Consider the following 17,405-nt stretch of genomic DNA (forward strand, 5'->3'; position numbering starts at 1 on the left):
GCGAACGCGTGGAAAGCTTTTTTCTTTTTAATGAAGATAATCAACTGAGCAGACGACTTTGACTTTTACGTTTGGCGGCTGCTTCATGCACGTAACGCGTCAATTCCGCCGATTGTTCATAACGCAGGAACGGAGTCATAATATAAACGCCGCCGAAATATTCCAAAATGACATCGATTAACGAGCGCGAAATATTCATGCCTTCTTCCATCGCGGCATCTTTGTCATGTTCGTAACGCTGCATCCGGTTCAGAATTTCGTCCGTCAAGCGGATCCCAGGAACTTCGTTGTGCAAAAAGGCTGCATTTTGTGCGCTAATCAGCGGCATTACGCCAATAAAAATTTGTTGCTTAATATGTTTGGTCGCATGATATAGCTCTTCGATTCGCTTTTCGTCGTAGACCGGTTGAGTCATAAAATAATCGGCTCCTGCCGCGATCTTTTTCTCCAACCGCTGTACGCCTTTGTCCAAATGACGTCCGTTTGGATCAAAAGCAGCACCAACCGAAAAGTTAGCCCGTAGACCCAGCGATCGTCCAGACGGTAATTTTCCTTCATTAAATTGTTTCGTTAATTTAATCAGATCAAATGAATTATAATCATAGACCGAAGTAGCACCCGGTACGTCTCCGACTTTCGACGGATCGCCCGTGATCGCAATCATCTGATTGATTCCCGATGCGGCAAGCCCCATCAAATGAGATTGCAAGCCGATCATATTCCGATCTCGGCACGCGACATGCACGAGCGGTTTGACGCCGTATTTGCTTTTGATCACTGAGGCTAACGATTCATTGGCAATACGCGGGCTTGCCAAAGAGTTATCTGCCAGCGTGATCGCATCGATGCCTGCTGCTTTGAGCGCTTGAACCCCTTTGAAAAAACCTTCGGTACGCAGTGTGCGCGGAGGGTCTAACTCCACAATGACGGAATGGTCTTTTGCCGCTGTCAATTCGTGAAAACGAGGTTCAGCCGGCGGTTCATCATTGGCTCCCGATAATTCAGCAGAAATCTCGCGGACTTCGATCCTCTGCGCTTCCGTTTCGGGATTGATTTCTATAGCTTTTTCGATAATAGGCGCTGCGCCTTTGACCGCTTCGACCATCGCCGCAACATGCTCCGGCGTCGTTCCGCAGCATCCACCGATCAGGCGAACGCCTTCGGCTCTTAGATCAAGCGCACTTTTGCCAAAATAATCAGCTCCCGAACGATAGCGCAGACGTCCTTCATTATATTCAGGCAGACCGGCATTCGGATACGCAGACATAAACGCATGTTTCGGCAGCGGCACTTGCTTTAAATACCGGGTCATATGGAACGGGCCTAACCGGCAGTTCAATCCGACAACGTCAGCACCCAAATTTTCTAAGATCGCAAACATCTCCGCAATCGTACTTCCGTCTTGCAAATACCCGGAATCTTGCGTAGACACTTGCGCCACGATGGGCAAATCTGTTTTTTGACGGGCTAAGGTCAGTGTCGCGCGCAATTCTTCGGGATCATAAAACGTTTCAAGCAGCAGACCGTCTACGCCTTCGGAAAGAAGCGCTTCGATCTGACGTTCGTTGCTTTGCTTGATTTCGCCCAGCGAAATTTCGCCAGGCTTCGTGCTGCGGATGCCGCCGATTGTCCCCAGTACGTACGCACCGGTTCCTTCTGCCGCCGAACGAGCCAACCGTGCTCCCGCACGGTTGATCGATTCCAACTCGTATTCCAGATTATAACGTCTGAGCTTCGGATCATTCGCCGCATACGTATTTGTCTGGATCACTTCGGCTCCCGCTCCGAGATACGCCCGGTGAATCTGGCGCACTTGCTCAGGACGGGTCAAGTTTAGCTCTTCGAAGCAGCGGTCGATACCGTTCAGATACAGTAGCGTACCCATTGCACCATCGGCGACGAGGACTCTGGTTCGCAGTTCGTCGAGCAGCCCCATTAAATGCGGTCGCCGGTCGCTCCGGCGCCTCCTGCCGCTCCTACTTTTGCGAACTCTTCACGCAGAGCGATAGCTGCCGCAACCATTGTTTTCAAAGAAGGAATAACTTCTTCTTCACGGCGTGTTTTCAATCCGCAGTCTGGGTTAATCCAGAATTGAGCCGGATCCAGCACTTCCAGTGCGCGCTCCGCAATCGCTTCGATCTCCGATTGATCAGGCAGGCGCGGGCTATGAATATCGAATACGCCAAGACCGATACCTTTGTCATACGTATCTTCTTCAAATGCCGAGACCAAGTTGCCATGACTCCGTGCAGCTTCGATCGAAATCACGTCTGCATCCAGATCAGAGATGGCTTGAATAATATCGCCAAATTCGGCATAGCACATATGGGTATGGATTTGCGTCTCGTCTTGGACACTTGTAGTCGAAGCGCGGAACGCATAGACCGCATCGTCCAAGTAGGCTTGCCAATCTTCACGTTTCAGCGGCAATCCTTCGCGAAGCGCAGGCTCATCGACTTGAATCATGCCGATTCCCGCTTCTTCCAACGCGCTTACTTCGGAGCGAAGTGCCAAAGCGATCTGATTTTGCACCACAGCGCGGGAAAGATCATCACGGACAAACGACCAATTGTAGATCGTAATCGGCCCTGTCAACATGCCTTTTACCGGCTTGTCTGTAAGCGACTGCGCATACGCGCTTTCTGTAACGGTCATCGGGCTGAGCAGTTTCACGTCTCCGTACAGAATCGGCGGTTTTACGCAGCGCGAACCATACGATTGTACCCAAGCGAACGAGGAAGTCGTAAATCCTGCCAACTGCTCGCCGAAGTATTCGACCATGTCGTTACGTTCAAATTCACCGTGTACCAATACATCGATCCCGATTTCTTCTTGAATCCGAATCCAGCGTTCGGTTTCCGCATGCAGGAAGTCTACATATTGTTCTTCGTTCCATTCGCCTTTTTTCCATTTGCTGCGCGCTTGACGAACTTCGGTTGTTTGCGGCAAACTTCCGATCGTCGTCGTCGGTAACAACGGAAGCGGACGGTGCTTCGCTTGAACATCACGGCGTACTGCATACGGCGATAGACGTTCAGGGCGACGCGAATCCAATTGACTCAGGGCATCGCGTACCGATTCGTCATTACGTTCCGGCGATGCGTTCAGTGCCGCGACTGCATGAACACTTTCGTTAATTTCAGCAGAAGCCGCTGCTTCGCCTTCGTTCAGCGCTTTTACGAGCACCGCAATCTCCGTCAATTTTTCATCTGCGAAACTCAGGCCGTTTTTGATTTTTGCTTCTAATTTTTCTTCGCTGCGCGTCGTTACCGGTACATGAAGCAGACTTGAAGAAGGTTGAACGAATAACGATTTAGCATTTGCGGCTTGTTGAATCTTTTTGAGCAATTCTAATTTCACGCTAAGATCGGAGCGCCAAATGTTACGACCATCGATAATGCCGACGCCCAAAATTTTATCTTGCGGGAATCCGAATTTTTCGACAGCTTCCAAATTACGACCACGGTCATAGACAAAGTCCAAGCCGATTGCTTGTACCGGAAGTTTCACTACGTCTTCATAACGCGATACCGATTCGAAATACGTTTGCAGCAAGATATTGAGGTTCGGCGTCGCTTCATTGAAAGCTTGATAGATTTTGTTCAGACGCGCTACGTCCTCGTCGCTGCTCTCAAGAACCAGAATCGGCTCGTCGATCTGTACCCACTGTGCGCCCGCTTCGCTAAGTTCAGTCAGCACTTGGACATAGAGCGGAATCAATTCATCCAATAAGGAATCAAAACGGCCTTCTTCAATGCCGCGAGCCAACTTCAGCAAAGTCAGTGGACCTACGATCACCGGTTTCCCTTCGATGCCGAGTTCTTGCTTCGCTTCTAAGTAAAAAGCAAGTGGGCGATTTACCGTGAGTTTCGGCGTCAAGCCTTGCAGCTCAGGCACGATATAGTGATAGTTGGTATCGAACCATTTCGTCATTGGCGAAGCCGCGAATGCTTTTGTACCGCGTGCTACGGCGAAGTAAGCATCCAACCCGTAAGCGCCTTTTTCATCAGGAGCAAAATAAGCTTTGCCTGCATCTGTCGATGTTACGGGTTCTTCATCATGTGCTCCTGTCGCGCAGTTGCAATTCTCGTCATGCGAAGCGGTATTGGCACCACCTGTGAAACGTTGTGGAACCAGACCGAACGTAAATGCCGTATCGAGAATATGATCGTATAAGGAGAAGTCGCCGACTGGAATCAATTCGGCTTTAAGCTCGCGTTGCTTTTTCAAATAATCCAAACGAAGTTTTTTCGTTTCGCTTTCCAGTTCTGCTGCGTCAATCTTGCCCGACCAATGTGCTTCCAGTAACTTTTTCCATTCCCGCTTTTCACCGATTCTTGGGTATCCTAAGTTTGAGCTTTTTGCTTGTGTCATGATTAATCTTCCTCTCGTCGTAAGGTGGTGTATGCCGGCTTGTCTGCGGCTCGGCTTGGACTTTGAGTATGATATTAGGCGTGACAGAAGCAAGTGTCAACGAATACAAAACCCTTGAAATCAAGCGTTATAGCCAAATTCCATGTTCAGCCCTCGGAATTCCTGATAACAGATTTAACAAACAGAATAGACGTAAATTAGGCAATCCCTTGTTGGATGCGGGCTTGTAACGATAATCCAATCTGAGTACTCGAAGTCTTGTTCAATCGTCTATATGCTCAGACTATGACTTACTATAGCAAACACGCATAAGGCGTTATTCATCAAATAGCGTCTTCGATCTCATACACATCGATATTTTTGGATAAAGACGCAAAAAAGCCGACTACACCAGGTAGTCGGCTTTAACTTAATTCTGATTCGTTTTCGATCAAACAAGCTTATTTCGCGCTATCGACAACGTCTTTAGGCACTTCGATGTCTTTGATTTCATTGTGTTTCGAAATCGTGCTGTCCATGATCATGTGCATTTCCATGCTTGTCTTCTGTTCGCCTTCGCCAGACTCCATCGACATTGTCATATCGACCAAAGACTTGGTAGGGAACGAAGTTTCTTTGTTGATCGCATAAGTGAGTTTCATTTCTTCAATATTCATTTGGTCCAGAGCCGCTGCGGATTGCTCATCTGTTGTCGAGCCCAACATTTCAGCCGCCATCGATTTGATCTGGTCACCCGAAAGCGAAGCGTTCAACACGTAATCGTCGCCTTCTTCAGTAACTGTTATTTCTTTCGCTACCGATTTGAATTGGTCAAAAGAGTTTTCCAAATTCGAAGCACTTTCAAGCGTACTCATCACTTGCGAACGTTGTTCTTCTGGAAGCTTCGTCCATTGTCCGCCTACTTCCATATAGATCGCATCCGCAGTAATATACTGCTTGATGTCGGTATCAGTCCCCGATGCCTGTGCTTTGATTTCTTGGTAAGCACTGATTGGGTCAAGTACGATATCGGTATTCATTGTTGTTTTCGATGTGTTCTCTTCGCCGTTCAAAGTCATGCTTTGATCGACATCCGCTACCATATTGTAGCTTTTCAGATCTTTTGTTGCCGCTTCGGCTTTATTCAGCAATTCTTCGGCGCTCATCGAGGAAGCTTCAGCTGCTGCCGGTTCTTCCGGAGTCGTCGTTTCTGTTGCTTCTGTAGCTGGAGTCTCTGTTGCCGTCTCCGCAGGAGCCGTCGTACCGGTTGCCGCCGGAGTCTCCGTTGCCGTCTCGTTATTGTTTCCGCAAGCTGTAATACTAACCACCAAAGCAGCCGAACATAGTGTCATCCAAAGTTTTTTCATATGTACCCTCCTAGGTTTAATAAATTTATCTCTCTGGCTTATTAAACCAAATTACCTTAAAGTTAACGCCAATTCGGCAATTTATGCTTTAGTAAATAAGAATACCTTTTTTTGGTTATTTCAAAAATGTCGGAAATTGTTCGAGTTTACGGACTAATTGTTCAGGTAATGGTTCTTCAATAAGACGCTCGATCGCTTGTTGATCGGCGCCATGTTGATTCAAATAGTGTGCCAATAACTCCGCTTTCTCATGACGTCCCATCAATGTGTAAGCTGTCCACCAGACTTCCGGGCTTGCGATTGGAAGACCTTCTCGAACGCCTCCGCTTAGTGCCGGCATCTTGCAGACCTGACCTTCTGCATAAAGGCTAAAGCCGATAATGATTTCAACTTCAGGAACGGTATGTTGAATTTGCAGCTTGCAGCCGCTTGCGTAAAGTTCGCTACGTTCACGGTCTACGGTAAAAGCTACGCCAGCAAGCGCCTCGCTCACCTCAGATTCCGCTGCATCCGTCATCAGATCCCAGTCGCGTATATCGTTTGTCAATTGAAGACCAAGCAGCATTCCGCTACCTCCGACCACATAATCAATACCAGCTGCATTGAGCAAATCGGTAATGTGCGCAAGCGTTTTTCTTTTTTTCAATAAACTTAATGGTTCCGTATGTAAATCCATAACTGGCTTCATCCCTTCATGGTTGCTTAGGCTTACCGCCTTTTTGTGCATTGTATCATGAAGATGACGTATGCTTATAAAAAAAGCACCAAGACACACATAATGTGCCCCGATGCTTACGTTCAACACTTGATCGTCTTTTAGGAAGGTTACTGTACCACTTGAAAATCAGTCAACAACGACACGACTTCATCATTTTCATCAATACCCCAATACGAAGCGTAAAATCCGTCGCCGAATCCCGAAGTGAACATGACGACATTCACGCCAGTTTCTTCGTCCGACGTCAGATTCCCCCATACTCCATCATGTTCGTCTAAAATGTCCGCCACTAAATCATCGTACATGCTGATGTATTCATCCCCAAGTTCTTCTTGCAACTTCTGATCCAATGCTTCCATCGAAGAAATCGCTTCTTGATCTGCAAAACTTCCGATTCCTGCATCGACAGGATAACCGAACAATTCGTCTTCTTTCAGTGTACTCGCATCTTGGCCTGGGCGAACAGCAAGTTCCCAACGTACCGGCTTATTATCGGATAAACGCAATTCAGCGCCTGCAATAGCTCCAGCTTGTTCGCTATGCCACGCGTATACCGGATATGTACCGGGTTGAATCGTATATTCAAAAGCTTCCAATGTAGACGTTAACGGATCGCAAGCCACGATTTTTCCGGAAATCACTTTTAGCGGATCAAGCGGTTGCGGACGTAGCGACCCATTCGCAGGCTCCAGTAAATCTTGCAAAAATTTCGACATATTCTCTCTTCCTCTCTGTATTCAAAATAAACGGGCATGTACATGTTTTTCATTTTTAACCTGGATTCTATCGCGCTTCACCTATGTATACCCTTTTTTACCGTTTTCCGAACGAAGATTGGCGAAGAAGATGTTTCTTTTCCTGCCGAGCGATACCATCTGTATCCCAACAAAATGATCAAAATCAGATCTACAGCATCGCCGCCGTAATACATAAGCTGCGCGCCAAACTGCGCTTCTTCATTCGGAACACCAGCAGGCGGGAACGCATAGATCGTTTTGCTTAATATCCCGTGCGCGGCAAAAGCCATAATCATGACTGCCACTCGAATATTTAGCTTCACCTTATGCGGCGCGGGATCTACAGGTAACAGGGATGCGGTAAACAGATAGCCGGCTGCAAAAACATGAATATGAATCAGTACATACAATGCGTTCGAACGGTGCATCAAGGTAAACAAATCGGTATGGTACAACACCCACAATCCGCCTACATTCAAAATTGCCGCACTTACCGGATGGGCGATGAACATGACAATGCGGCTACGTAAAATTTTGCTTAAAAAACGTGAAGATTGGCGCGGTAACGTACGAAGTAGCAAAGTCATCGGCGCAGCATAAACCAACAGCAGGGGTCCTAACATTCCAAGTAATAGATGACCTAACATATGCGCCGAAAAGCTATGATGAGCCGCTTGCGCAAGAGGTCCAGTGACGGCTGCGGCGCATACCGCAATACCTGCGCAAGCGAGTAAACACCGTGCTTTTGACCAGCTTCTGTATGTTTTCGATGTCCAATAAGCAGCGCCTATGTACACTAACATGAGCGGAATAGCTACTGCGATCAAAGGCAGCCATAACATGAACTGGCTTGCAGTTTGATCTGCCGAGTTCATACCGGAATGGTTTATATGCGTGTGTGTATACATAGCGACAGACGCAAGACTTATGCTTACACTATTCATCCTTAAACGCCTTTTGCTCAGCGGACGAAGAATGACGACCGCTTGCAAACAAACCGACAACACCCGCAATTAACAGTAGTGCACCGGCAATATTCCAGCTCCAATCGTAGATCGTCAGATCGACCCCGTACCGAATCTGGTGAATTTGCATCAGCTTATGGTGCACGATACCGTCATACAATTGAAAAAATCCAGCGCCAATCAAAAGACCACTAACCCAGCGTTTGATTGCCCAAGATTTTTTGCGTCTTAAATCTGCGAGTAGAAACAGTGACGCGACCGAAGCAAACCAACTAAAAGCATGAAGTAACCCGTCCGATACCAACCCCGCAGATGTCGTAGAACGATCGTAAAAATGATGCCAATGCAGCAATTGATGAAAAACTACTTCATCGATAAAAGCGATACATCCCATTCCAAACAATATGCCGGACCATAAACTTCGCCGCTGTCCGTTCCAAGCTTTGCGTGCAGTTTGTTCATCTGCGGCATTTGAAATCGAATTCACCCTTTCACCTCCCTATAATAAAAAGCCCCTCCCATCTATACCCTTGTTTTTCCATCTCGAATTGTAACCGACTATATACACTCCAATTTTATGTAAAAAAACAGCGACTACAGAACGTTAACGTTCTGTAGTCGCTGTACAATCAGACCTTTGCTATTTTTATTGTTTTGAAGTTGAGTTTATTTGCTGGAAGGCTGACGTTCGAATTCGGCTCCAGCATGACGCAAAAATTCACCGACAAAAGCCAATTGCTCTCCGCTATACGATCCCAAAAAAGTACGGAAACGTTCTTCTTCTCGTTCATGCAATTCGCAATGTGTATCGAACACTTCGCGTCCCGCTGGTGTCAGGCGATAATAAATCTCTTTGCGGTTATGGCGCATCCGTTCGCGTTTCACTAGACCTTCCCGTACAAGACGCGTTCCGATCTTCGTCACGCCTGCGCGTGACAATCCAACTTTCTCGGCAATAGTCGTTCCGTTGATCGGTTCATGACGACCAATGCACTGAATCGTATTCACGACAGTCAGGTTACCGACGCGGCTACCTGTTTCTTCGTCTTCGATCATCGCGCGAAGCCGTGAAGGCTCAGTCTGACGATGACTTTCGTACCGATGCAAAAAGTCTAAAATCTGTCCGTAAAGTTCCGTTGGCGCTGTATGTTGACGGTAAACGCTTGCTTCCATAGCATTCACTCCTTCAGGATTATGTAAAATTGTTTTCGCAGTAGATTCAGCCGTTGAGAACAATATATCCTAATTGAGAATGATAATCAACAAGTATTTTAAAAAAGATTTTATCTTTATCGAAAATAAAAATGCGCTAAAACCGGACAAATCAAAGAAAACCGGTAGCTTCTTTACTCGAAGCTCCGGTTTTCTATTCTCAATTAGCCCAAAATTTCAGTTAAAATTTGCTTAAGCTCTACTTCTTGTTCTCGCATCTGCTTCAGTTCTGACGATACCGCCTGAGCTTGATGTTCCACGACGGAGTAATCATCGACCTTTTCCCAGTAACGAGTTAAAAAATGCAAAAAGATATCGATTTTACGCAAACGCATCAGCAGCGGAATCACTTCGATCTCTGCCGGGCTAAACGAAACATGGGGATGAAAACCTTCGGCAAAACGTCTCATCGCTTCTTCCCCAGCCGGAAGCCCGGATAAAATGACCGCAGCATCCATCACTCGCAGATCATAGGTACAGAATTCAAAATCAAGTAACGCCGCTATCCGATCAGGTTCATCTGGATCGACAAGCATATTCGACGCATTCAAATCTCCGTGAATCAACTGATGCGGCAACTGCCGAAGGTGATCCAGCTCCAATAAAATTTCGGTATATACGTCGGATAAAGTCGCTAGAGAAGACGCAACTGCTGAAAATTCAGACGGAGGATTCAAGCAAAATTCGGTAACTCGCTGCGATGTACATAGCGGATAAGCTTCTCCTAGCTCGTAATACGGACGATATGCCGGTTTCTCGGTGAGTTGAATCTTTCTCAAAGCGACAGATAATTCGCCGGCAGAAGCTCCAAATTCATATAGCGGTCGCAAATCGTCATCTGCCGGGCGAGCCCCTTCAATATAAGCGAATAAGCAAGCATAACGTCCGCTGCCGTCCGTTAGGCGCACCAAAGTTTGTTGGTCGATCGTAAGCATAGGCTGCGGAACTTGAAAGGTTAACTCCAAAGACGATAATGCCAGTAAAACCGCATGTTCATATTGAAATTTGGATACGTCTTGATGCGTTTCGTAGACACGAAGCACATAACGTTTTCCTTCATGGTCGATAAAGCGAGTCGTATTGTTCCATCCTTTTGCACCCGGCTGAGGAATACCGGTATAACGAGGTAGATACATCCGAACCGCTTTTTCCAACACCTCTTGCGTAGCTTGCCCTGCTGTTCCTGACATCGCAGTCTCTCCTGTCCGCTGATTATGTATGTTTATATTATAGCGAACATAAGCCGTTAGGATAAAGACTTCATTGCGCCTAGACGCACTTCGACCATTTCTTCGATATCGCATTTGACCCGGCTCCACATAAGCGCCATCCGGTCGTGATACCCACGGCATATATATTCCGCAACCAACTTGTCTTCGAGCGAAGTCTGCTTCAAAATTTTGATCTGACGCGAACGCAGTTTGCCTCTTACCTCTCGCATCTCGTACTGCACGTCTTGACGCAGATCATCCAATTGCTTGAGCAAAGCCAAACGTGTACGTAGCGAAGATTTATCGATCAGTTTCATATCTGCATCCAATACCCGAATCAGATAAGGAAGCTCCACCATCGTTCGGATCAAAGCAAAATCTTGCTCGGTCGCTTTCATCGCTTAAAATCCTGATTCTACATCATCGACACCTACAACATCGGAATACGCCATTTTTTGTATACCAAATTGATCTTGCAGACGAATGACTTTTTGTATCGGGCTGACATCTATTACAATCCCTTCGACGCTTTTGATCCTGCCGTCTTGTTGTAGCTGCAATCTGATCGGTGAAGAAAGCGTAAGCGAAAGTTTGACAGCTTGTGCGATACGTTCGCGTTCATCGGGATGAAGAATCACTTGCGAGTTGCGATCCCGATCCGAAGAAGCTTGGATGATCCGTTCTCGATATTGCGGCAAAATCATCCGACTTGATTCCCATATGCCGTTGCCTTCTAATTTTTTCGTCATTGGTAATGACCTCCAATCTTATCTGCGCGATTTTTAGCTTGACCCGCCGCTGTGAACGAATATCCACGTACGATAGCTGTCTCTCCAAATCGATCTTTGATAGAGTCAATTGTTCGATCAAGCAAACGTTGCTTTTCCCGATCTGCAAATAATGAAAGTTGATAGGTATCCGAGTCGACAAGCCCGGATAACGAGACATGCAACCGTTTGATCGGCAAGCCGTTCCAACCTTTTCTGAAAAGTTGTAGCGCTTCTTGATACAATTCCGCCGTAATATCGGTAGGATCAGGCAACCTACTACGCTGATGAAATCGTTCGCTTTTGTGATAGCCGCCTTCGCCGCTTCCTCCGATCGACAACAAATCGCCCATACGGTACATTTTTCTCGCGCGGCGTCCGACTTCTGTACAAAGTTCCAACAATACGATTTCGATCTCATGCGATTCTTGATAGAGCCGAGGCAACGTAATCGTCGTCCCGATCTGCTTTTGCTGCTGGGGTGTCCACGGCGTTACCGGGGAATCGTCAAGCCCATTCGCTACGCGCCATAACACCTCGCCATTAACTCCCCAACGCTTTTGCAACTTAGATAACGGGGTCTGTGCGAGTTCTCCGATGGTCAAAATACGCAGCGCCAACAAATGTTTTTCCATTCGATGCCCGATGCCCCACATCTTTCGAATCGGATACTGCCAGATCAAATTTTCCCATTGCGCTTTACTTTGAATATGTATGATACCTTGCGGTGTTTTCTTCGCTACTAAGTCGCAAGCAAGCTTCGCCTGAGCTTTATTACTGCCGATTCCGATACGTGCACGTACCCCAGTTTCGACTGTGATTCGAGTCTGGATCAAATGCGCGAGTTGCTGCGGGTCTCCGCCGTATAAACGTAGTGAAGCCGTAACATCCATAAACATCTCATCGATTGAATAAGGTTCAACCAAATCGGTATAGGCTTCAAGAATACCCGCAATCAGTGTAGAAATTTCAATATATTCGCGCATGTGCGGACGAATAGCAATTAGATCTGGGCATTTGGTCAAAGCCACGCTTAACTTTTCTCCCGTGCGCACTCCATACCTTTTGGCAATAGGGCAAGCGGCAAGCACTGCACTTGAAGGTATAGAAGGCTCTCCGACCACCGCTAATGGAGAATCCCGGTACTGCGGGTACTTCGACTTTTCGATCCCTGCATAAAAGCTCTCCATATCCACCAACATGACGACTTTCTCGGTAATCGGCAAGTTCAGCCCTCCTCACCTTTTTCACACTTGTACATGAAGTTTGTTAGTTAGCTTTTTGGCTTCCCTTTAATTATAACTATTATACACCGAACACTTGTTCTGTAAACATACTTTTTTATATTTTTGAAAATGAGGTTCATGCAATGAAATCCCTACGCGATCAAGGTTTAGCAAATTTGGAATATTCCTTAAGCTAGCGACCTGCTGCCGATCTGTTGATTACGACCGCAGTTTCTCGGGTAAATCCACAAAAGCATGAACGATTCGATTAACTCAATACTTCAGAGGAGGAAGACAACATGGCGATTTTTTCGAATAAAAAAACAATCTTCATCACAGGTGCAGGTAGCGGCTTAGGAAAAGGGACAGCGATTGGGCTGGCACGTGCCGGGCATCATGTGATCGCGACTGTCGAGACGATCTCTCAAGTTCCTGATTTCCGTGAATATGCCAAATCCGAAGGGTTGGATATTGAAGTATTCAAACTCGATATCAACAATCCGCTCGACCGTGCCCAAGTCGAAGAACACGATTTCGATATTTTCGTAAACAATGCGGCGATCGGTCATACCGGCCCTTTTGCCGAAGTTCCGGTCGATAATGTACGCCAAGTGTTCGAAACGAACTTTTTCAGTACGATTGAACTTTCACAACTTGTAGCGCGAAAATTCGTTGCCAAAAAGAAAGGTAAGATCGTATTCACCAGTTCGATCGCCGGTCTGAGCGTTAATCCGTTCCTCGGTCCTTACTGCGCTTCTAAGCATGCGCTCGAAGCTTTTGCCCAAGCGTTGCAGCAAGAACTGGAACCGTATGGTGTCCAAGTCGCGACAATCAATCCAGGGCCTTTCAAAACCGGATTTAACGATATGATGTTCGAAGAAAAAGAAAAATGGTACGACGAAAAAACCAACTTCACCAAACGCGCGGATCTGCTCAAAGGCGAGAAAATGCTAGCGCAGCAATTCGACCCGCAAGACATGATCGACAAAATGGTCGAAGTCATCCCGCAAGACAAGCATGCGTTCCGTACGGTATTCCCCGAAGCTTCGGAGCAGCAGGTTAAAGAGTATCAAAGCAAGTTGTGGGAGCAGAAGATTTAACGGATTGAATATAAGGATAAAAAAGACTGTTACATTCCGAGACTTGGGATGTACGGTCTTTTTTCTATAATTGATTTTCTTATCTAGTCATATCCAATTGAAGTTCATAATTCTTCTTTAGACTTTTATTTAGTTCGTTTAGAAAAATTCGAATTGCTTTTAACAAAATCGAATGTGAAAGATAAATATGTTTCTCGAAATTTCCCCAATCGGAAGCGACTTCCCATCCACTGTCAACATAACGAAACTCCATAATCGGCTCTTCATTTTCTATCGAATGATAAATGAAATCTATTTTTTCGCCGCGATCGATTTTGGTAATCCATTCATTCAGCAGTATTCCAAACTCTAATAAAAGAAACTCTTCCTCATCAAAATAAATCTGTTGATTGATATAAATTTGAAAGTTCCCGTCTACATCATGCAACGTTTTACCTTTTGGTTGCTTTTGTAACATCTTCTTATCGAGTTTTGCATTCAAACGAAAATTGAACGTAATTTCATTAGATAAATGAATCATCATGTTCTCTCCTCACGCAAAAAACTGCCCGCTATGCCTAAGCATATTCGCGGACAGTCTGGATTTATCCTTTTCGCAGCTCTGATTAATTACGATTTGAAGCTTTTAACTTCCTGCTTGATATCCGAAGCCGCCGAAGTTGCTTCTTCTTTGAATTCTTTTACGACTTCCATCGACTCGTTCAACAGACCTTTGATTTCTTGACCTTTGGCTTGAAGATCGCCGCTTTGTTCTTTGAGACGTTGACCTTGCGTTTTGAGCAGATCGACGGTATTCATAAATTTATCGCGCAGCGTTGCTCCTTCTTGTGCCGCAACGAGTACAGCTAGACCCGCTCCGATTAAAGCTCCGGCTACCGCGCCGACGATGATTGCATTATTTTCCGAATTTGAATTTGCCATGATGTGTGGCTCCTCTCAGCTTTTGAAGTTGACTTGCTACATCGCTCTCTTTTAGCTATTACCCACTCTGCGTGCTTTTGCTGTCGCTTCTTGAAAGCAATTTCAGATTTTTGTCGCAGGCATATCTGTTAATCCATTGAAAAGTTTCTTCAAAACTAATCCAAAGTCTATTATTTTGCGTACAATAGATGTAGAGGAAGTTTGGAACCTTGTATTTTATAACCGGAGGTGACGCTTGAGTGCCTGCTGAATCTTTGTATATCGGAAGTGTGCTGGCTGCGGGCGTTTTATCTTTTTTCTCGCCTTGCATCTTCCCGATGCTGCCTGTATATTTCGCATTTCTTGGCGGATCGGAAGCGGGTCTTCCTCGTGAAGAATCGACTTCCCGTTTTCGGATTAATCCTAGGCTGATTGGTCGAACGTTGTTGTTTATTCTCGGATTATCTATGGTATTTTTGCTACTTGGCTTTGGTGCCGGAGCACTGGGCGGAGTAATTAACAGCTCTTGGTTTATGATCGTGTGCGGGATTGCGGTCATTTTGTTCGGGATTCACCAGACCGGTGTTCTGAATCTGATGTTTTTGCAAAAAGAAAAACGTCTGACCTACGATTCAACGAAGCAAAAAGGTTGGCTGGGCGCGTTCCTGCTCGGTTTGACGTTTAGCTTCGGCTGGACACCGTGCATAGGGCCTGTACTTGCAGCCGTATTAGGTGTAGCGGCAGGTGGCGGTTCCGCAGGATATGGCGTATGGATGATGTTTATTTATACGATCGGGATGGCGGTTCCTTTTCTGATTCTCGCGATTTTCTCCGACTTTCTGCTCCGCCGCCTCAAAAACCTGTACAAACATATGGGCAAGATCAAAGTCTTTTCCGGCATTGTTTTGATTGCGATGGGGATCTTGCTGATGACGAACAACTTGGCGGTACTGACTTCGGCTTTGCAATTTTAAGAACTTTTGAATGATGAAGGAGATGACCGATTTGCGATTAAGAAAAACAAAATGGCTTTCGATGTTAATGCTGGTATCGGCGGTAGTGCTTCTGTCGGCTTGCGGACAAAATAATTCAGCAACTTCGGCGTCTGGCGCATCTACAGCAAGTGCTGCTCCAGCGCCGCAATTCGATCTGAAAGACCTCAGCGGCAAAGAAGTCAAACTAGCAGATTTCAATGGCGAAAAAGTCTATATCAAATATTGGGCTTCGTGGTGCTCGATCTGCCTCGCGGGGATGGAAGAATTAAATACGCTTGCCGGGCAAGATAACGACTTCAAAGTCATTACGATTGTGGCTCCGAATTTCAAAGGCGAAAAGTCCGAAGCGGATTTCAAAAAATGGTTCGCAGGCATGGATGAGAAAAATATGACGGTACTGCTGGATCAAGATGGCAAGTATGCGCAGCAATTAGGCGTTCGTGCTTATCCAACCTCGTTCTACGTGGACTCTAAAGGCGGTCTTGCCAAAACGGTTCCCGGTCATAATGCCAACGACGTGATCGCGACGAACTTTAACAGTATTCCTTAAATAGTGACAACGTATAAATTCTAACTTTACAGGAGGTTGCGTCTATGAAAAAAAGAACCCGGCATACTGCCTGGCTCTCTATCGTTTCAGTGATGATGTTTAGTTTGCTTATATCGGCTTGTTCGAACGCAAGCTTCGGCGGAATGAATGTATCCGGCGCCGGCGCTTCATCTTCGGGCCCAGTGACAGCGGCGAGTATTCCGAACCCGAATGCAGACGTCGATTATTCCAAATCCGATCTCAAAAAGATCTACCTTGCAGGCGGTTGCTTCTGGGGCGTCGAAGCTTATATGGCACGGATTTATGGCGTTCAAGACGCGGTATCCGGTTATGCCAACGGCACAGGAGAAAATCCGACTTACGAAGACGTGATCAAAGGTAACCGTGGTTTCGCGGAAACGGTCGAAGTCACTTATGATCCAAAGCGTGTGCCGCTCGATAAGTTACTCAAAGAATTTTTCAAAGTCGTTGATCCGACTAGCGTGAACAAACAAGGCAATGACCGCGGGATTCAGTATCGTTCCGGCGTCTTTTATACCGATGAAAGCGAAAAATCCGTGATCGATTCGGTGATTGCCAAAGAACAAGAACGTTATAACGAGAAGATCGTAACCGAAGTATTGCCGCTGGAAAACTTCTATATGGCGGAAGAATATCACCAAGATTATTTGGAAAAAAATCCGAACGGCTATTGCCATATCGATATGGGCATCTTGAACGAACAAGAAATCCCGGCTGACGGTACGGATAACGCTGCGGCAGCAGGCGTTACTTCGACCGGAGAAAAATCAGCGGCGGCAACTAAAGCTGCGGGTAAAATCGTCGTTGACCCTGCAGATTATCCAAAACGCAGCGCTGAAGAATTGAAAACGTTGCTGACGGATATTCAGTATAAAGTCGCAGTCGAACAAGATACGGAACACCCTTATTCCAATGAATATTGGGATACGTACGAAAAAGGCATCTACGTTGACGTCTCGACTGGCGAGCCGCTGTTCGCAAGCGAAGATAAATACGATTCGCAATGCGGATGGCCAAGTTTCGTTAAGCCGATCACGCCTGACGTCGTAACGTACGACGAAGATACAGCTTACAATATGGTTCGCACCGAAGTCCGCAGCCGCGCGGGCGATATTCACCTCGGTCACGTCTTCGATGACGGCCCTGCCGACCGCGGCGGCAAACGGTACTGCATCAACAGCGCTTCGATCAAATTCGTACCGCTGGCAGATATGGATGCGCAAGGATATGGCTATTTGATTAGTGTCGCGAAATAAATAAAGGTATGACAAAAAGGAAAGGCT

General features: G+C 46.3%; 18 protein-coding genes. 4 read left to right on the forward strand and 14 right to left on the reverse strand.

Annotation, left to right across the window (positions count from 1 at the left end):
* Positions 1-40: 40 nt before the first annotated feature.
* The 12 genes from NOM90_RS02180 to NOM90_RS02235 all read right to left on the reverse strand — a co-directional run bounded on the left by NOM90_RS02180 (position 41) and on the right by NOM90_RS02235 (position 12,556).
* Positions 41-1,936, reverse strand: a complete 1,896-nt coding sequence (locus NOM90_RS02180; RefSeq protein WP_255939652.1) for a bifunctional homocysteine S-methyltransferase/methylenetetrahydrofolate reductase — start codon at positions 1,934-1,936, stop codon at positions 41-43.
* Positions 1,936-4,374: a 5-methyltetrahydropteroyltriglutamate--homocysteine S-methyltransferase gene (gene metE, locus NOM90_RS02185; RefSeq protein WP_255939654.1), complete on the reverse strand. Its 2,439-nt coding sequence runs from the start codon at positions 4,372-4,374 to the stop codon at positions 1,936-1,938. Before metE ends, NOM90_RS02180 begins: the two co-directional genes overlap by 1 nt.
* 440 nt (positions 4,375-4,814) lie before the next feature.
* Complete coding sequence (locus NOM90_RS02190) at positions 4,815-5,720, reverse strand: DUF6612 family protein (protein WP_255939655.1); 906 nt, start codon at positions 5,718-5,720, stop codon at positions 4,815-4,817.
* 115 nt (positions 5,721-5,835) lie between these two features.
* Positions 5,836-6,396 carry a hypothetical protein gene (locus NOM90_RS02195; protein WP_255939656.1) on the reverse strand — a complete coding sequence of 187 codons (561 nt, stop codon included), beginning with the start codon at positions 6,394-6,396 and terminating at the stop codon, positions 5,836-5,838.
* Positions 6,397-6,545: 149 nt separating this feature from the next.
* Positions 6,546-7,154, reverse strand: a complete 609-nt coding sequence (locus NOM90_RS02200; RefSeq protein WP_255939657.1) for a DUF4241 domain-containing protein — start codon at positions 7,152-7,154, stop codon at positions 6,546-6,548.
* Between the two features lie 77 nt (positions 7,155-7,231).
* Complete coding sequence (locus NOM90_RS02205; RefSeq protein WP_255939659.1) at positions 7,232-8,119, reverse strand: cytochrome c oxidase assembly protein; 888 nt, start codon at positions 8,117-8,119, stop codon at positions 7,232-7,234.
* Positions 8,112-8,534, reverse strand: a complete 423-nt coding sequence (locus NOM90_RS02210) for a DUF2243 domain-containing protein (RefSeq protein WP_370866569.1) — start codon at positions 8,532-8,534, stop codon at positions 8,112-8,114. Before NOM90_RS02210 ends, NOM90_RS02205 begins: the two co-directional genes overlap by 8 nt.
* Positions 8,535-8,806: 272 nt before the next feature.
* Complete coding sequence (locus NOM90_RS02215; protein ID WP_255939660.1) at positions 8,807-9,313, reverse strand: MarR family transcriptional regulator; 507 nt, start codon at positions 9,311-9,313, stop codon at positions 8,807-8,809.
* Positions 9,314-9,516: 203 nt separating this feature from the next.
* Complete coding sequence (locus NOM90_RS02220; protein WP_255939661.1) at positions 9,517-10,542, reverse strand: phosphotransferase enzyme family protein; 1,026 nt, start codon at positions 10,540-10,542, stop codon at positions 9,517-9,519.
* A gap of 56 nt (positions 10,543-10,598) precedes the next feature.
* The gene (locus NOM90_RS02225; RefSeq protein ID WP_255939662.1) at positions 10,599-10,961 is read right to left on the reverse strand and encodes a YhjD family protein; all 363 of its coding nucleotides are present in this window, start codon (positions 10,959-10,961) and stop codon (positions 10,599-10,601) included.
* Positions 10,962-10,964: 3 nt separating this feature from the next.
* Positions 10,965-11,312 (reverse strand): YolD-like family protein, encoded by a 348-nt coding sequence (locus tag NOM90_RS02230; protein ID WP_255939663.1) that lies wholly within the window; start codon positions 11,310-11,312, stop codon positions 10,965-10,967.
* Positions 11,309-12,556, reverse strand: a complete 1,248-nt coding sequence (locus NOM90_RS02235) for a DNA polymerase IV (protein WP_255939664.1) — start codon at positions 12,554-12,556, stop codon at positions 11,309-11,311. Before NOM90_RS02235 ends, NOM90_RS02230 begins: the two co-directional genes overlap by 4 nt.
* A 299-nt stretch (positions 12,557-12,855) precedes the next feature.
* Here NOM90_RS02235 and NOM90_RS02240 point away from each other — a divergent pair, with 299 nt between their 5' ends.
* The gene (locus tag NOM90_RS02240; RefSeq protein ID WP_255939665.1) at positions 12,856-13,656 is read left to right on the forward strand and encodes an SDR family oxidoreductase; all 801 of its coding nucleotides are present in this window, start codon (positions 12,856-12,858) and stop codon (positions 13,654-13,656) included.
* A 79-nt stretch (positions 13,657-13,735) separates the two neighbouring features.
* Here the strand turns inward: NOM90_RS02240 and NOM90_RS02245 are convergent, their stop codons facing one another.
* Positions 13,736-14,179 (reverse strand): DUF7878 domain-containing protein, encoded by a 444-nt coding sequence (locus tag NOM90_RS02245; RefSeq protein WP_255939666.1) that lies wholly within the window; start codon positions 14,177-14,179, stop codon positions 13,736-13,738.
* 86 nt (positions 14,180-14,265) lie between these two features.
* On the reverse strand, positions 14,266-14,577 hold the full coding sequence (locus NOM90_RS02250; protein WP_255939667.1) for a YtxH domain-containing protein: 312 nt from the start codon (positions 14,575-14,577) through the stop codon (positions 14,266-14,268).
* Positions 14,578-14,816: 239 nt separating this feature from the next.
* Here NOM90_RS02250 and NOM90_RS02255 point away from each other — a divergent pair, with 239 nt between their 5' ends.
* From NOM90_RS02255 to msrB, 3 genes are read left to right on the forward strand one after another with little or no spacing between them, the layout of a single operon-like run.
* Positions 14,817-15,530 (forward strand): cytochrome c biogenesis CcdA family protein, encoded by a 714-nt coding sequence (locus NOM90_RS02255; protein WP_255939668.1) that lies wholly within the window; start codon positions 14,817-14,819, stop codon positions 15,528-15,530.
* Positions 15,531-15,561: 31 nt separating this feature from the next.
* Entirely contained in the window at positions 15,562-16,101 is a 540-nt protein-coding gene (locus NOM90_RS02260) for a redoxin family protein (protein ID WP_370866552.1), read from the forward strand.
* Positions 16,102-16,145: 44 nt separating this feature from the next.
* Entirely contained in the window at positions 16,146-17,378 is a 1,233-nt protein-coding gene (msrB, locus tag NOM90_RS02265; protein ID WP_255939669.1) for a peptide-methionine (R)-S-oxide reductase MsrB, read from the forward strand.
* Positions 17,379-17,405 lie beyond the last annotated feature (27 nt).

The organism is Saccharibacillus sp. JS10, from assembly GCF_024436065.1.
Taxonomy (GTDB): Bacteria; Bacillota; Bacilli; order Paenibacillales; family Paenibacillaceae; genus Saccharibacillus.

What these genes read in the sequence shown, in the direction of transcription:
- NOM90_RS02180 (WP_255939652.1), bottom strand. Translation starts at nt 1,936, where the DNA reads ATGGGGCTGCTCGACGAACTGCGAACCAGAGTCCTCGTCGCCGATGGT.
- metE (WP_255939654.1), bottom strand. Translation starts at nt 4,374, where the DNA reads ATGACACAAGCAAAAAGCTCAAACTTAGGATACCCAAGAATCGGTGAA.
- NOM90_RS02190 (WP_255939655.1), bottom strand. Translation starts at nt 5,720, where the DNA reads ATGAAAAAACTTTGGATGACACTATGTTCGGCTGCTTTGGTGGTTAGT.
- NOM90_RS02195 (WP_255939656.1), bottom strand. Translation starts at nt 6,396, where the DNA reads ATGGATTTACATACGGAACCATTAAGTTTATTGAAAAAAAGAAAAACG.
- NOM90_RS02200 (WP_255939657.1), bottom strand. Translation starts at nt 7,154, where the DNA reads ATGTCGAAATTTTTGCAAGATTTACTGGAGCCTGCGAATGGGTCGCTA.
- NOM90_RS02205 (WP_255939659.1), bottom strand. Translation starts at nt 8,119, where the DNA reads ATGAATAGTGTAAGCATAAGTCTTGCGTCTGTCGCTATGTATACACAC.
- NOM90_RS02210 (WP_370866569.1), bottom strand. Translation starts at nt 8,534, where the DNA reads ATGGGATGTATCGCTTTTATCGATGAAGTAGTTTTTCATCAATTGCTG.
- NOM90_RS02215 (WP_255939660.1), bottom strand. Translation starts at nt 9,313, where the DNA reads ATGGAAGCAAGCGTTTACCGTCAACATACAGCGCCAACGGAACTTTAC.
- NOM90_RS02220 (WP_255939661.1), bottom strand. Translation starts at nt 10,542, where the DNA reads ATGTCAGGAACAGCAGGGCAAGCTACGCAAGAGGTGTTGGAAAAAGCG.
- NOM90_RS02225 (WP_255939662.1), bottom strand. Translation starts at nt 10,961, where the DNA reads ATGAAAGCGACCGAGCAAGATTTTGCTTTGATCCGAACGATGGTGGAG.
- NOM90_RS02230 (WP_255939663.1), bottom strand. Translation starts at nt 11,312, where the DNA reads ATGACGAAAAAATTAGAAGGCAACGGCATATGGGAATCAAGTCGGATG.
- NOM90_RS02240 (WP_255939665.1), top strand. Translation starts at nt 12,856, where the DNA reads ATGGCGATTTTTTCGAATAAAAAAACAATCTTCATCACAGGTGCAGGT.
- NOM90_RS02245 (WP_255939666.1), bottom strand. Translation starts at nt 14,179, where the DNA reads ATGATGATTCATTTATCTAATGAAATTACGTTCAATTTTCGTTTGAAT.
- NOM90_RS02250 (WP_255939667.1), bottom strand. Translation starts at nt 14,577, where the DNA reads ATGGCAAATTCAAATTCGGAAAATAATGCAATCATCGTCGGCGCGGTA.
- msrB (WP_255939669.1), top strand. Translation starts at nt 16,146, where the DNA reads ATGAAAAAAAGAACCCGGCATACTGCCTGGCTCTCTATCGTTTCAGTG.